Source organism: Tropicibacter sp. S64, assembly GCF_049803835.1.
Taxonomy (GTDB): domain Bacteria; phylum Pseudomonadota; class Alphaproteobacteria; order Rhodobacterales; family Rhodobacteraceae; genus Pacificoceanicola.
In genome coordinates this window covers 135,585-149,222 of the sequence record NZ_JBNAGK010000015.1, presented here as the reverse complement: position 1 = coordinate 149,222, position 13,638 = coordinate 135,585, and the positions used below count along the sequence as shown (strand labels likewise).

15 protein-coding genes and 1 tRNA gene are annotated in these 13,638 nt (G+C 63.7%); 6 read left to right on the top strand and 10 right to left on the bottom strand.

Annotation, left to right across the window (positions count from 1 at the left end):
- The 3 genes from ACP159_RS21480 to ACP159_RS21470 all read right to left on the bottom strand — a co-directional run.
- The coding region (locus ACP159_RS21480; protein ID WP_425099360.1) for a hypothetical protein at nt 1-660 on the bottom strand (660 nt) is incomplete at its 3' end.
- Between the two features lie 116 nt (nt 661-776).
- Nucleotides 777-956 carry a hypothetical protein gene (locus ACP159_RS21475; RefSeq protein WP_425101775.1) on the bottom strand — a complete coding sequence of 60 codons (180 nt, stop codon included), beginning with the start codon at nt 954-956 and terminating at the stop codon, nt 777-779.
- Between the two features lie 93 nt (nt 957-1,049).
- Complete coding sequence (locus tag ACP159_RS21470) at nt 1,050-3,125, bottom strand: hypothetical protein (protein ID WP_425101774.1); 2,076 nt, start codon at nt 3,123-3,125, stop codon at nt 1,050-1,052.
- Between the two features lie 483 nt (nt 3,126-3,608).
- Here ACP159_RS21470 and ACP159_RS21465 point away from each other — a divergent pair, with 483 nt between their 5' ends.
- Genes ACP159_RS21465 through ACP159_RS21455 form a run of 3 tightly spaced genes read left to right on the top strand, consistent with a single transcriptional unit; the run spans nt 3,609 to nt 5,760 of the window.
- Entirely contained in the window at nt 3,609-4,058 is a 450-nt protein-coding gene (locus tag ACP159_RS21465; RefSeq protein ID WP_425101773.1) for a DUF2924 domain-containing protein, read from the top strand.
- On the top strand, nt 4,055-5,380 hold the full coding sequence (locus tag ACP159_RS21460; RefSeq protein ID WP_425101772.1) for a recombinase family protein: 1,326 nt from the start codon (nt 4,055-4,057) through the stop codon (nt 5,378-5,380). Before ACP159_RS21465 ends, ACP159_RS21460 begins: the two co-directional genes overlap by 4 nt.
- Nucleotides 5,377-5,760, top strand: coding sequence for a hypothetical protein (locus ACP159_RS21455; RefSeq protein WP_425101771.1), 384 nt, complete (start codon nt 5,377-5,379; stop codon nt 5,758-5,760). The genes ACP159_RS21460 and ACP159_RS21455 overlap by 4 nt, the downstream gene beginning before the upstream one ends.
- A 97-nt stretch (nt 5,761-5,857) precedes the next feature.
- Here the strand turns inward: ACP159_RS21455 and ACP159_RS21450 are convergent, their stop codons facing one another.
- The 6 genes from ACP159_RS21450 to ACP159_RS21425 all read right to left on the bottom strand — a co-directional run bounded on the left by ACP159_RS21450 (nt 5,858) and on the right by ACP159_RS21425 (nt 11,610).
- Nucleotides 5,858-7,345, bottom strand: a complete 1,488-nt coding sequence (locus ACP159_RS21450; RefSeq protein WP_425101770.1) for a tripartite tricarboxylate transporter permease — start codon at nt 7,343-7,345, stop codon at nt 5,858-5,860.
- Nucleotides 7,346-7,354: 9 nt separating this feature from the next.
- Complete coding sequence (locus ACP159_RS21445) at nt 7,355-7,804, bottom strand: tripartite tricarboxylate transporter TctB family protein (protein ID WP_425101769.1); 450 nt, start codon at nt 7,802-7,804, stop codon at nt 7,355-7,357.
- A gap of 52 nt (nt 7,805-7,856) precedes the next feature.
- The gene (locus tag ACP159_RS21440; protein ID WP_425101768.1) at nt 7,857-8,804 is read right to left on the bottom strand and encodes a Bug family tripartite tricarboxylate transporter substrate binding protein; all 948 of its coding nucleotides are present in this window, start codon (nt 8,802-8,804) and stop codon (nt 7,857-7,859) included.
- The gene (locus tag ACP159_RS21435; RefSeq protein WP_425101767.1) at nt 8,801-9,727 is read right to left on the bottom strand and encodes an alpha/beta hydrolase; all 927 of its coding nucleotides are present in this window, start codon (nt 9,725-9,727) and stop codon (nt 8,801-8,803) included. Before ACP159_RS21435 ends, ACP159_RS21440 begins: the two co-directional genes overlap by 4 nt.
- Nucleotides 9,724-10,536, bottom strand: coding sequence for an MBL fold metallo-hydrolase (locus tag ACP159_RS21430; protein ID WP_425101766.1), 813 nt, complete (start codon nt 10,534-10,536; stop codon nt 9,724-9,726). Before ACP159_RS21430 ends, ACP159_RS21435 begins: the two co-directional genes overlap by 4 nt.
- A 75-nt stretch (nt 10,537-10,611) precedes the next feature.
- A complete protein-coding gene (locus ACP159_RS21425; protein WP_425101765.1) occupies nt 10,612-11,610 on the bottom strand; it encodes a Bug family tripartite tricarboxylate transporter substrate binding protein in 999 nt (332 codons plus the stop codon).
- 98 nt (nt 11,611-11,708) lie between these two features.
- On the opposite strand from ACP159_RS21425, the gene ACP159_RS21420 reads away from it, so the two are divergent.
- The 3 genes from ACP159_RS21420 to ACP159_RS21410 all read left to right on the top strand — a co-directional run bounded on the left by ACP159_RS21420 (nt 11,709) and on the right by ACP159_RS21410 (nt 13,432).
- Nucleotides 11,709-12,638 carry a LysR family transcriptional regulator gene (locus tag ACP159_RS21420; RefSeq protein ID WP_425101764.1) on the top strand — a complete coding sequence of 310 codons (930 nt, stop codon included), beginning with the start codon at nt 11,709-11,711 and terminating at the stop codon, nt 12,636-12,638.
- Nucleotide 12,639: 1 nt separating this feature from the next.
- Entirely contained in the window at nt 12,640-13,110 is a 471-nt protein-coding gene (locus tag ACP159_RS21415; RefSeq protein WP_425101763.1) for a DUF3237 domain-containing protein, read from the top strand.
- A 151-nt stretch (nt 13,111-13,261) separates the two neighbouring features.
- Entirely contained in the window at nt 13,262-13,432 is a 171-nt protein-coding gene (locus ACP159_RS21410) for a hypothetical protein (RefSeq protein ID WP_425101762.1), read from the top strand.
- A gap of 82 nt (nt 13,433-13,514) precedes the next feature.
- Here ACP159_RS21410 and ACP159_RS21405 read toward each other — a convergent pair.
- Nucleotides 13,515-13,604 (bottom strand) — tRNA-Ser (locus tag ACP159_RS21405).
- Between the last annotated feature and the right edge of the window lie 34 nt (nt 13,605-13,638).

Genomic DNA, 13,638 nt, shown 5'->3' with positions numbered 1-13,638 from the left:
GAGGCGCTGACAGCGTTTGCGAGCGGCGTCATGGCTCAGGCCCAGCCGCGCCCCGGCGTCCTTTTGACTGAACCCGGCGACATGCACCGCGACCACGAGAACACCATCGGCACCGAACTCGGCCTGTGCCGCCTTCAGGATGGCTTCCGCGTCATCCGGTGTTGCGACGCGCAGGGTGAGCTCGGTTGCCAGTTCAGCCCTGGTGAGGCCTGGCACCTCTTTTCGGTACGCCCGTCTCAGGTCACGCTCGACATTGCGCAGTAGCGTGGCGGCGACCGAAATGATGCGGCTCGGGTGTGCTTGGCGGATGGTTACCGTGACCTGCGCGAGCAGATCGGCCTCCAGAACAGCGGTCTCCCGAAACGGCAGCAGTCGGCGCCGGATGACGCTGAGCCCGGGCCAAAGCGCGAGGATGAGCAGTTCGACAGCGAGGTCGGTGTGGGCACGGCCGGATGCGTACCCCAGCAATCGCGACAGCACGGCGTTCCGTGCGTCCCGATCCCCGCAGCGGCCATGCAGCCAGTCCAGCATGCGCGCCGGATCGCGGAAGCCAGAAGGGGGATGTTCGGCTGGAAAAAGTTCGGAGAAAGCCATCATACGGGAATGCCGGTTCACCGAGCGGACAAGGCGCGCGTAGAGCGCGGACCAGTTCGAGGACATGAGATGCCGGGTCTGGGGCCGGGCATCTCGCGCCTCTCATCGGGCCGGGTTCGGGCGTCGCGCGCCTCTGGAAAGGAATGGAAAAGGGGCGGCCGGAAAACCGACCGCCCGTCAGATCACGGCAGCCGCGTCAGCTCGTTCAGCGCGCCGCAGCCGCGGCACACCGACGTCACCGGCGCACTGACCAGGTACGGATGGCTCCGCGAAACAAGAATGCGGATACGGCCGTTCTCGATACGGCCAAGCAGCTTGCCGCAGCAGGTGCAGCGCCAGTCATGTTGAGAATGTGTGGGCATTTGTCGCCTCCATGTTGCATGTGGAGGCATTTTTCGGCGATTGAATCGGAGTTTGTCAGACCTCGGACCGGAGCCGGACCGGAGCCGAGAATTCTAGGAAGCGATTTCCCATTGTCCCTTGCCGGAACTCCGAAGGAAGTTGGCCTTCAGCTTGTTCCACAGGGGTTGTTTGAAGATGTTCGTCATGGACTGATCCTCGGCAATTCCTCTGACGATATCTTGCGTCTTCATTGGCATCGGCCCCATGTTATGGGCATCGACCAGTCGCTGGAGAACGTCTATCCGGTTTGCGCCGTCGATGGTGATGTTGCCTTTGCCGGGGACAAACAGCGTAGCCAGATTATTTCCTGCCCGCCTGAGCTCGACCGTTTGTCCGCCGCGTGCCAAGAGCCGGTTCCGGCGGAAGACCTCGCGAAGTTTGTCGGCGACGAGTGTGATGTCGGGCCGGGTTGTGTCGATGTGATCAGCGAGCGACGTGAGAACGTTCGCTGCAATGCACGGTCCAAGACCTGTACCGGCTTGCAGCACCAACCCGATGCCCAGGTTGTGGCGCGCGCGAAGTTGTGTATCGATGGCCGATCGGATCTTTTCCTGATCGAGGCCGCGCGCGAGATAGACAGGGGCGCGACTCCCATCGACGTCCAGTGTTCCGAGAAACACGAGGTTGTCCGAAAGCTCTTCAACGTTGGGTGCGTCAAACACATGCTGGACCTGCGTTTTCAGGTGTTGTGCGACCCAACCATCTCTGACCCGATACTTCCTATAGCGGTCCGGGTCGGGGTCGATCACGACCTGTCCCTCGGAAATTTCGATATCGGCCAATTTGCGTGGGTTTTCCTCGTCTTGCCCATTCTCCAGACGGACGACGATTCCGGCATCAACAGCGCCCAGTTCGTCGTCCTCGTCCAGGACCTCTTCCTCCTGCCAACCTGCAGGCACCAAAAATCCGATGTCCATCAGAAGGTCCGGATCAATACCCCGAGACCGGAGCCAGGAACCGGAAACTTTTGTGGCTTTGCTGTCCCAGATCGCGAGCAAGGCAGGGATGACCGCAGTCCGCTCTGCCTCTCCAGCCTCGCGACCTTCACGCAGGATCTTCCAGTGCCGCAGAAGGAGGTGCCCCAAACCCCTTTCGAATTCATCGTCCAGGCTGAGCAAGCTGCTGGTGTTCTGATCGGTGAGCGTGAAATCCAATGTTTGTAACTCGCGGAGCTCGGCACGGCGATATTGGACTGCAATCTCGACGAAGCGGATCGCTATCGCCCGCGCGAAGGTCTTGGACAGGCCAGGTTGACTATCGATGATCTCGGATATGTCTTGCTTGATCGTAGTCGCAACTGACAGGCGGTTGGCGAGGTTCCCGATGTTGATATCGACCCGGATCACCGCCGCACGGACGACTACCACATCGTCGAGATCCGGCGTGTCCAGGTCGAACCCCTGCAGGAACCGTGAAATGTCATATGCCTGAAAATCGATCGGCTGATTGGAATAGGATTGGTTGAGCGCGGTCTTGATGAAGCGTTCCGCAATGGCATGTCTGAGTTGCCGACTTCCGGCGCGAACATGCACCCGGCCTGTCGAAGGCGTGTAGGCGATCATGGCTTCGCCGGGCGGCCGGAAGTAAATGCTCGATCGCTTTCCGTCATCGTCGATTTCCCGAACGCTTGTAGGGGGATCGGGATGATAGAGCATGTACATCTCGGCAGCCGGCTCTTCGCCTTCTTCGGGGATGTCGAACTTGTCGATGCTGTATCCATCGCCACGATCAAGCTGGCTGTTAAGCTCTGAGAGCAGCGTGTCCAGCACCGCACTGCCAGCGTCCGGGCCGCCCGCAATGGACGGGGCTGCAATAAAAGTCTGGTAGTGCTTGTCGAAACGCCGGTAGAGGCGCATGTGGAGGCTGTTTTCCGCCGCTTCAAACAACCCGTGCTCGTTGCTGTAAGCCCAAAGACTGCGCGCCAGCATGTCCCTTTGGCCAAGAAGCAATTGTGCCCGATTGGAGTCGAGTTTGCTTCGGGCCAGACCCTCCAGGACATACTCGCCGCGATTGCTCGCGAGTATCACGATCCGGGTGGCCTCGGATTCAAGGGGACGCAGCGCGTTCTTCGTCTCCGCATGCAGCATTCTTTCGGGAGCCGGATCTTCGGAGCTGTTCGGCTCTTCCATGTACCTGCGAACCCACCCCAATCGTTCAAAAGCCGAATTGGCAAGAAACTCCGCCACTTGATCTGCGCTCGCGTCGTCAAAAAGCCGCGACAGATTTGGGCATGACTTTTGGGGTGATCGAACCATGGCAACTTTCTCCACCAAGACCAGACACTTCATGTTTCGCGCATATGGAGATTAATGATCGCCTTTTTGTTGAGTTGCGCCAACAAAAGAAACCGACGTCTGTCCCATTTGTCCTCCCAACACGGCTTTTCCAGTTCAGAACGACCTGGAGACCACGATGAAATTGCCCAACCCTTTGCCACCGGCGCATATGAAACCCCTCGAACGCCGGGCCGAACTGTGCCGCTTGCTGGCTCTCGGTTTGATCCGCCTCCAGATGCGGGAGTGCGACCAAGTATCTGGTTCAAATGGAGAAAGTTCGCTTCACTTCCCGCCCGACCAGAGCGGTCATGCAACCACCGACAAAAGGAGAACCGCATGACCGACACGATCCCCGCGCGCCTCGCCGCGCTGAAAACCACCCCGACGCTGGAACTGAAAACCCAATGGCGGGAACTTTTCGACAGCGAACCGCCGCCTTTCAACCGACGCTATCTGGAGAGCCGCCTGGCCTATCGCATCCAGGAACTCGCCTATGGCGGGCTGAAGCCGGAGACAATCCGGCGGCTGGAACAGCTTGGCGAGGATCTGGACGGCGGCGACAGCAAGAAGCGCAGCATCCGCCTCGACCGTGACCGCCCGATCACTGGCACGCGGTTGCTGCGCGAATGGCAGGGGGTGGAACAGGTCGTCACCGTCACCGCCGATGGCTTCGAATGGCAGGGGCGGCCCTACAAGTCGCTGTCGGCCATCGCGCGCGCGATCACCGGGACCCGCTGGAACGGGCTCGTATTCTTTGGGCTCAAACGTCAAGGAGGGCGGGTATGACCAAGGTTGCTGACAAATCCAAGGTCGTCCGGAAACTCCGCTGCGCCGTGTACACCCGTAAATCTTCCGAGGAAGGGCTGGAGCAGGAGTTCAACAGCCTGCATGCGCAACGCGAGGCCAGCGAAGCGTACATCGCCAGCCAGAGGTCAGAAGGCTGGGTGCTGGTCCGCGATCAGTATGACGATGGCGGCATCTCCGGCGGTACGCTGGAGCGGCCCGGCCTCAAGCGCCTGATGGCCGACATCGAGGACGGGCTGGTCGACGTGGTTGTCGTCTACAAGATCGACCGCCTGTCCCGCTCGCTGGCCGACTTCGCCAAGCTGGTCGATGTCTTCGACCGCAATGGCGTCACCTTCGTGTCGGTCACGCAGTCCTTCAACACCACCACGTCCATGGGGCGCCTGACCCTGAACATCCTGCTGTCCTTCGCCCAGTTCGAGCGGGAAGTCACGGCCGAGCGCATTCGCGACAAGGTGGCCGCCAGCCGGAAAAAGGGCATGTGGATGGGTGGCGTCCCGCCCTACGGCTACCGGGTCGAGAACCGGAAGCTGGTCATCGACGAGGAACGCGCGGACCATGTCCGCTGGATTTTCGCCCGCTTCCTCGAGATCGGGTCCTGCACGGAACTGGCGCGGGAGGTGGCCAAACGCGGTATCCGGACGCCGCGCGGCAACCGGATCGACAAGAAGTACCTCTACCGGCTGCTGTCCAACCGTGCCCTCATTGGGGAGGCCGTGCATAAGGGCGACAGTTATCCCGGCGAGCATGCCGCCATCATCGACCGCGAGACGTGGGACCGCGCCCACACCATCCTGCAGGAAAGCCCCCGCAAGCGCGCCGCCCGCACCCGCGCCGAGACCCCGGCGCTGCTGAAAGGGTTGCTGTTCGGACCCGATGGCGCGGCATTCTCACCGACCCACACCCGCAAGGGCGGGCGGTTGTACCGCTACTACGTCAGCCAGACCGTGCTGAAGCATGGCGCTGGATCCTGCCCCATCGGCCGCGTGCCTGCGGGCGAGATTGAGGCTGCGGTCATCGACCAGTTGCGGGCTGTGTTTCGTCAGCCCGAGATCATTGCGGGGACATGGAAAGCGGCCCGCACCCATGCCGCCGACATAACGGAAGCCGACGCGCGTGCCGCTCTGCAGCAACTCGACCCGCTGTGGGACGAACTCTTCCCCGCCGAACAGGCCCGCATCGTGGCGCTGTTGGTCGACCGTGTCGACATAGGCACGGACGGGTTCAACGTCGGGCTCCGCGTCGACGGGCTCAGCGGTCTGGCACGCGAGATGCTGGCTGGCGACATCGGAGAAGCTGCGTGACCCGCCTGGCTCCGATCCCCGAGACGGTCACGCTCCACGTCCCGTTCCGCGTCGTGAAGCGCGGTGGGCGAAAGGAGATGCAATTGCCGGATGGCGCGATGCCGTCGCGCCGGACGGACAGCACGTTGATCAAGGCTCTGGCTCGCGCTTTCCGCTGGAAGCACATGCTGGAGTCGGGCGAGTTCGCGTCGATTTCCGAACTGGCCGAGAAGGAAGGGATCGCCTTCACTTACATGGCTCGCGTCCTGCGCCTGACACTGCTGGCTCCAGAAATCGTTGAGGCGATCCTGGACGGGAAGCAGGGCCCCGCGGTGACGCTGGCGCGGGGATTGGAGCCGTTCCCGCTTGAGTGGGAGGAACAGCACGCCCCGTCACGCTGACCGCCGTGACACGGCCGAAAGCAATTGTTGGCAAGTCTGCGAACCTGGTCTGCCCTCGATGCGCTGTTTTCTACGACTTGCGGCTTCGGCGACCGAGTTATCCACGTGCGGTCCGGCGAAGGTACGGCATTAGGAACGGCGAGACGACGCTGAGGACTGCGGCAGCGAGAAGGAGACCCGAGATCGGCCGAGTGAAGAATGGCAGGATGCCCTCGTCGGTGTAGGTCATGCCGCGGCGCAGGTTGAGTTCCAGCATGGGCGCGAGGATGAAGGCCAGGATGAACGGTCCGATGGGCAGGCGCAGCCGGTCCATCGAAAGGCCGAGCGCAGCGAAGCCGAGCAGCAGGACGTAATTGAACGCAGTCGACGAACCGACGAAGACGCCCATGAAGCCCAGCACGACGATGGCGGGGTAGAGATAGTGATAGGGAATCTTCAGGATCGCCGGAAACAGGCGCATTCCCCAGAATTGCAGGGCAAGAACCAGGATCGCCGAGATCAGCGCCGTGAGGAAAAGCGCATAGACGATCTCGGGGTTGTTGTTGAACAGCAAAGGGCCGGCCTGGACGCCGTGGATCATCAACCCGCCGAGGAGGATCGCGGTGACGCCGTCTCCGGGGATGCCGAGGGCGACCATGGGGATGAGGGCTCCGCCGACCGAAGCGTTGTTCGAGGTTTCTGAGGCGAAGACGCCGTCGATGCAGCCCTTGCCGAACTTCTCGGGGTGTTTCGAGGCGGATTTGGCCTGGGCATATGCAACCATGTTCGACAGCGCCGCGCCCATTCCGGGCAGGAAGCCGATCCAGAGGCCAATGGCGAAGGAGCGGATCATGTTCCAGACGTTATCGCGGTATTCCTGAAGGGTGACGCCGAAGCCCTTGATGTCGCTGACATCGACCTCGGGCACCTGCTGCTGTCCGGCGGCGTGGTCCTGGACGATCTGCTTCAGGGCGAAAAGGCCCAGCATCAGCGGGATCAGATCGAAGCCGCCCGACAGGTAAATGTTGCCGAAGGTGAAACGGGCATAGCCGTCGATGGGAGCGAATCCGACCGAGGCAAGAATCAGACCGAGGGCCGCCGCGGCGAGGCCGTGGAAGACGCCGTCGCGGGACAGCGCGGCGACCAGCGAAATGGCACAGAAGCCGAGCGAGAAATATTCCCAAGGTCCCATCTTCAGGGCGAGGCGGGCCATGACCGGGGACAGTGCCATGGCGATCAGGATCGACAGGAAGGTGCCGACGAAGCTTGCCGTGATGGCGGCGCCAAGGGCCTTCACCGCCTGGCCGTTGCGGGTCATCGGGTAGCCGTCGAACGTGGTCGCAATGGCCGAGGGCGAGCCGGGGATGCCGAGGAGGATCGAGCCGATCATAGCGCCCGAGACCCCGCCGACCCAGATCGAGACCAGCATGGCGAGGCCGGTCTCGGCCTGCATGCCGAATGTCAGCGGCAGAAGGAGCGCGACGCCGAGGCCGCCCGACAGGCCGGGGATGGCGCCGAGGACGATACCGAGCGCGGTCGAGATCAGGATGATGAGCAGCGTCAGCGGCTGGAGCAGCGTGCCGAAGCTGGAAAGGATGTCCTGCATAGGGCGGCCTCAGAAGATCATGCCGGTGGGCAGAAGTGTGTTGAGCATGGTGGAGAAAACCAGGTGAACGGCGCCGGTTACGGCGAGCGCGTAGACTGCCCCGCGCCAGGGCACACGGCGGCCGGCGCCGGCGATGACGTGATAGAAGGCGTAGACCATGATCGGGGTCGCGACGTAGTAGCCGAAGATCCACAGGCCGAGCGAATAGGCGACCATCAGGCCGAACATCAGGGTGCCGCGGGTGAGGGCGCCGCGGTCCGGGCCGGGCTTCGCCTCGGCGGCGGATTTTACCAGCAGCATCCCTAGCCCGCAGAGGATCAGGATCGTGAAGCCGATCATCGGGAACAGCTTCGGCCCGGGATCGTCGTTGAAAGTCCGCACGCTGATCTGCATGGTCACCCCAATGCCGGCGAGACCGAAGGCGATAAGCCCGGCGCCCAGTGGCTTGTCCATGTTCATTTCGGTTCTCCCCGGGGTGTGCGGGGGCCAGGTGGCCCCCGCCAGTCTTCGGTCAGCGCGCGAGGCCCAGTTTCTCGGCCAGCGCGGCGATCTTCTCGTCCTCGGCCTTCATCATCGCATTGGCCGCGTCCACGTCATAATAGACGAAGACGCTGTCGGCCTTGGCCAGAGCTTCTTGCGCGGTAGCGTCGTCGGCCATGCCGGCGGTGGCGGCGTTGATCTCGGCGACGAGCGCGGGGTCCATATCCGGCGGCCCCCAGAGCACGAGCGGCGCCAGCCAACTGACGTTCACGCCCTGCTGGATGCAGGTTTCGTATTCGGGGTAGGCCGGGTGCGGCTCGGGGTCGAGTAGGCACAGTACCTTCATGTCGCCGGCCTGTTCGTACTGCTTGGCCGAGCCGGCGCCGAGGTTGCCCATCTCGATATGGCCACCCTGGATCGCGGCGACCTTGTCGACCTCGGCCGAGGCTTCCAGCAGCTTCAGATCCACGTCCTCGTTCATCATGATGAGGCCGGCGATGAAGTGCGTGGTGCGGCCCAGCGAGACGGCGACGGTGCGCTCGCCGGGGTGGACGCGGGCGTCCTCGACGAAGTCCTTCATCGTGTTCCAGGGGGCATCGGGGGCGACGGCATAGACCTGCGGGGCGTAGTTTTGCGCGATGCCGATGGTGGTGAAGCTGTCCAGCCCGATGTCGCTGTGACCGGTATGATAGCCGGCGAGCAGGCCGGTGTGGTTGTAGAGGATCGTGTAGCCGTCGGGCTTGGCGGTCATCACCTGGTTATAGGCGATTGCCCCACCGCCGCCATCGACGTTGACGACAACTACGTCGCCGCCGGTCTGACGGCCGAGGTAATCGGCGAAGATGCGGGCCATCACATCGGTGCCACCGCCGGGCTTCGAGGGCACGATCAGTTGGACGGTCTTGTCGGGCCAGCCTTCGGCAAGAGCGGGGGAGGCGGCCAGTGTCAGGGCCAGACCGGCAAGGGCTAGGGATTTCATATGGGTTCTCCGGGTTGGTGTTGGGCGAAGCGGCTTGTGAGCCAGTCGAAGATGATCCTGCGCGCCTCTTCATGGCGCGGGCGGGCGGTGACGACCCAGCCGTGGTCGCAGTCGTCGAACTGGCGGATGTCGACGTCGACGCCGGCGTCTATGAGTTTGGCGGCGTAGCGCCGGGCCTCGTGCCTGAGCGGGTCGAGGCCGGCGATCAGAAAAAGCGCGGGGGGCAGGCCCTGAAGCGCCTCGGTCCGTGCCAAGACGGGCGACAGGAGCGGGTTCATCAGGTTCTCGGGGACTTCGGCATAAAGGACGTTGAAGGCGTCCATGCGCCAGGCAGGCATGACGCTGCGCGGATCGAGCTTGTCCTCGGGCGGGGTGACACCATCGGTGAAGGGATAGTCGAGGACCTGCCCGCAGACCCGGAAGGAACCGCTTTCGGCCGCCATGATGCAGATCGCAGTGGCGAAGTTGCCGCCTGCCGAATGGCCGCCGATGGCGATGCGGGCGGGGTCGATGCCAAGGGTCCCGGCATTCTCGAAAGCCCATTGCGTGACGTCATGGCACTCATTGAGGCCCGCCGGGAACGGGTGCTCGGGGGCGAGGCGATAGTCGACGTCGAGCACAAGCGCGCCGGTGGCCAGCGCGGTCTGGGCGCAGAAGATCGTGTCGCGCTTGTGATAAGGCCGGACAAAGCCACCGCCGTGGAAGTTGATGTAGAGGGGACTGTTTTCGGTCCGGTCAGGCGGAGAGACGCGTATGACACGCGCGGGACCGATGCGAGTAGGCACCGACAACTCGTCTACGGTGCAAGCGGCGAGGTCGGCTTCCATCTCGGGAGTGATGATCGGCGGCATCAGGGTGCCGCCGCGCAGTTCCTCGGCCACTTCGAGACGCTGCGCCGGGGTCATGTCGAAATCGTATTTCATGCCGCCTGTCCCATTAAAGCGCGGACCTGGGCGATGCGCCCGTCGATCAGGCGGGGCCAGATCGCGGAGTCGAGAAACGGATTGTGGCCGGGGCGGATGTCGCCGACCTTCTCCATCATGCCGACCTGCGTGGGGTGCGAGCCGAGCGTGATCTCGACCGGGATCTGGCGAACCTTCAGCATCGCGGCGAGGTAGTCGTCGCGGGACGAGCGCGGCAGGCCGGACTTGGCCAGAAAGTCGTCGCCCAGCGTGTTCAGCCCGACGCCGCCGTGCAGGCCGCACAGGTGACCGCCGGCATCGAAGAAGAACGAGGTGGTGCCGGGGGTGTGGCCCGGCGTCAGGACGGTGCGGATGCTGCGGTCACCCAAGGTCACAGGCGTTATGTCGTCATAGAAGGCGTCGGGGATGAATGTGCCGAAGGGATAGCCCTCGTCGAAGATCATGTCCGGGCGCGCCTGCATGAAGGCCCAGTCCTCACGGCTGATCATCACCTTTGCATCTGACGCTTCGTGCAAGGCACGGACGCCGCCGAGGTGGTCATAGTGCATGTGCGAGATCAGGATCAGCCGGAGGTCGGCGGGGTCGAAGCCGAGCTTTCGGATGCTCTCGAACACCAGATAGACCTGCGGCTGCATCGTGGTGTCGATGAGGATCAGGCCCTCGGAGGTTTCGATCAGATAGGCGCCGACCCAGTTGTTGCCGACATAATAAGTGCGCGGGGCGACCTCGAAGGGGTCGACGGCGACTTCCCAGGGACGCTCGCAGCCTTGTTGCAGGCACTCGAACGGGTCGCTCGGAAGCGGGGGCAAGGGAGTTCGGGGCATCGGGCTGCCTGTTGTCTGGAGGGGCCGGAAAGCGGGGGGCGCAATGCCCCCCGCAGCGGATCAGTTGGCGAGGCCGAGCATCTTCGCCGTAGCCCCGATGCGCTTGTCGGCGGCCATCAGGCGCTCCCGGCTGGGCTCGACGCCCATGGGCGAGATCGGCAGGCGCATCGAGGCGAGCTGGTAGGAGATCGCCGGGTCCGACAGGACCGCATCGAAGGCGGCGTTGATGGCCTGAACCGTGCCCTCGTCCATGCCCGTTGGTCCCATCACCAGGAAGTCGAGGCCGTAGACCGCGTTGCCGTAGCCGAGTTCGGAGGCAGAGGCATAGTCCGGGGCGTTTGGGTCACGCTCGGGCGAGCCCGAGATGGTGGCGAGGATGCGCAGGTCGCCGGTTTCTACATATTGCAGCGTGCCCGGCGTGTTGATGAGGGCGGCGTCGATCTGCTTGCCCTGAAGCTGGACCAGTTTGTCGGCATCGCTGCCGGCCTCGACCACGCGGAAGGCGGCGTCGCTGTCCATCGCAATCAGCCCGGCCATGAAGTGGGTCGAACCGCGCAGCTGCACACCAAGGGTGATCTTGTTCGGGGTCTCCTTCGAGGCCGCGACGAGGTCGTCCATCGTCTGGTAGGGCGAGGTGGCGTTGACGGCGAGCGCGTAGGAGCCGCCGACCGGCAGGGCCGCGATCAGCGTGAACTCGTCGATCGGCGAATGCTGGTACCCGCCGGTGTGATAGGTCGACAGAAGGCCCGAATGATAGAACAGAAGATGGGTGCCGTCGGGATCGGCGGTGCGGATCTGCTCGGCGGCGATGGCGCCGCCGCCGCCGTCCACATTCACCACAACGAAGTTGCCGCCGGTCTTCTCAGCCAGCGCGCCGGCGATCACCCGCGCCGCGGCATCGGTGCCGCCGCCGGGCTTGGCGGGGACCACGAGCTGAATGTTGCCTGAGGGCCAGTCGGCGGCCAGGGCGAGGGCCGGGACGCATGCGAGGCCTGCGGCCGCGACGAGGGCCTTCAGGACGCCACGCCGCCCGGGCGCGGCAAGGTGTTGCCGGTGCATAGAGAATCCTCCCAAATCTCTTTCTGCGGCCAAGGTTATTGACTTTGGCCATAGGCTGGTAATTCTTTGTGAGGCCTACTCATAATCGATGCTTATGCATGTCGCTGCCCGCTTCCGCCATCCTGTCGCGCCTGCAATCGCGCCTGAAGCTGCGCCATATCCAGGCGCTTCTGGCTTTGGCCGAGCTTCGCAGCATGGGGCGGGCCGCCCAGGCGCTGGGGATGACCCAGCCAGCGATGTCACAGCTTGTGGCCGAGATGGAGCGGCTGATCGAAGCGCCCCTGTTCCTGCGCCATTCGCGCGGCGTCGATCCGACCGAGACCGCGCAAGATCTGCTGCCCATCGCCCGCCGCATCGTATCGGCCACCGAAGAAGGGGCCGAACGCATCGCGTTACGTCAGCGCCGTGATGGGGGGCTGGTGCGCGTCGGCTCGACCGCCGCGGCCACCGGGGCGCTGCTGGACCGGACCTTGCCGATCTTCGCCCGCAGCCATCCTGGGGTGCAGGTGCAGGCGGCGACCTTGATCGGCCAGTCGCTGGATGCCGCCTTCGCCTCGGGCGAATACGACATCGTGTGCTGCCGGCATCGAGAGGTTCTGCCCGATGGCTGGACCTTCGTGGCCTGCGCCGAGGACGACCTCGTGCCGGTCTGTGCCCCGTCCCATCCGCTGGCGGGAAAGCTGCACGTCACTAGGGCCGAGCTCGGCCGGCAAACCTGGCTGCAGAACCATGTCTCGACCGTGGCCCGCCGCGCCTTCGACGACCTCGTCGCGCGCGAGGGCTGGACCGATGTTCGCGAGGTTCATATCCAAACTCGCGTCGCGCTGTTGATCTGGTCGATGCTGCGCGGCAGCGACTATGTCACCCTAGTGCCACGCTCGGTCGCGATGCCGTTCCTGTCCGAGGGGCTGCTGTCCGAGTTGCCCACCCAGCTGGGTCTGCAACTGGGACCCCTGGGTTATCTGTGGCGCCCCGAACATGCCGGACCTGCCACACGCCACTTCGCGAATGCTCTTGCCGGAGATTGACATGGATCTGATCGACCGAATTCCCGCCCCCGTACTTGCCCACAGCCTGTTGTGGGAGGCGCTTGTCGATATCGCCGAGATGCGTCCGCTCGGCATCGGGCCATTGGGCGAGCGCCGGATCGTCCCGATCCTCGGCGGTGAGTTCCGGGGCGGGCCCGGGCACGAGTGGTTGCGCGGCACCGTCCTGCCCGGCGGCGCCGACCGCCAGCTCGTCCGCCGCGACGGCGCAAAGGAACTGGACGCGCTTTATGAAATGGAGGTGCAGGACGGCACCGTCCTGACCATCCGCAACCGGGTCATCGTCGACGAGACCGTCCCCGGTCCGCGCTACGCGCTGTCCCGCATCGAGGTTTCGGCTCCGGACGGCCCCTGGAGCTGGCTCGGTCGCCGCCTGATCGTCGGCACCCTGCAAAGCGCCCGCCCGGGACGAGCCGCCGTCCTGATCCGCGCCTGGCTCATGGAAACCACTTGAGAATACTGAGATACTACGAGCGTAAATTTCAGGCACTCGGCTCCGTACAGCGAAATTTCGCGCTGGGTCCCGACATTCCCAATTGGCGAGCCTGATTCCTCAAGAGGATGCAGGCCGGCGCAGCTTTCTAAGATCAACGAATGGTCGATTTATGTTCCAACTGACCGAACGCGACTGGCGTCGAAGTGTTCAGGTTGCGCTCCAGGAAAGCGCCTATTTTCCATCGGCTTACAAAGAATTCACCAAATCCACGCAGTCATCAGCTTCAGAGAATACCGGCCCGGAGAGAACGATTTTGGCCCACGGCGGCGCAGCAAGGTGAACAGCCAGTACCGCATAACCCCCGAAAACAACGGAAAAATCAGACCGCTGCCGGATCGGGAGACAGCTTTCGCAGGGGCAAGTGGCGGAGAGGAAGGGATTCGAACCCTCGAGACGGTTCCCCGCCTACACACTTTCCAGGCGTGCGCCTTCGACCACTCGGCCACCTCTCCGCCGACCCCTTTAGCAAAAGCTTCAAGGAAGGTG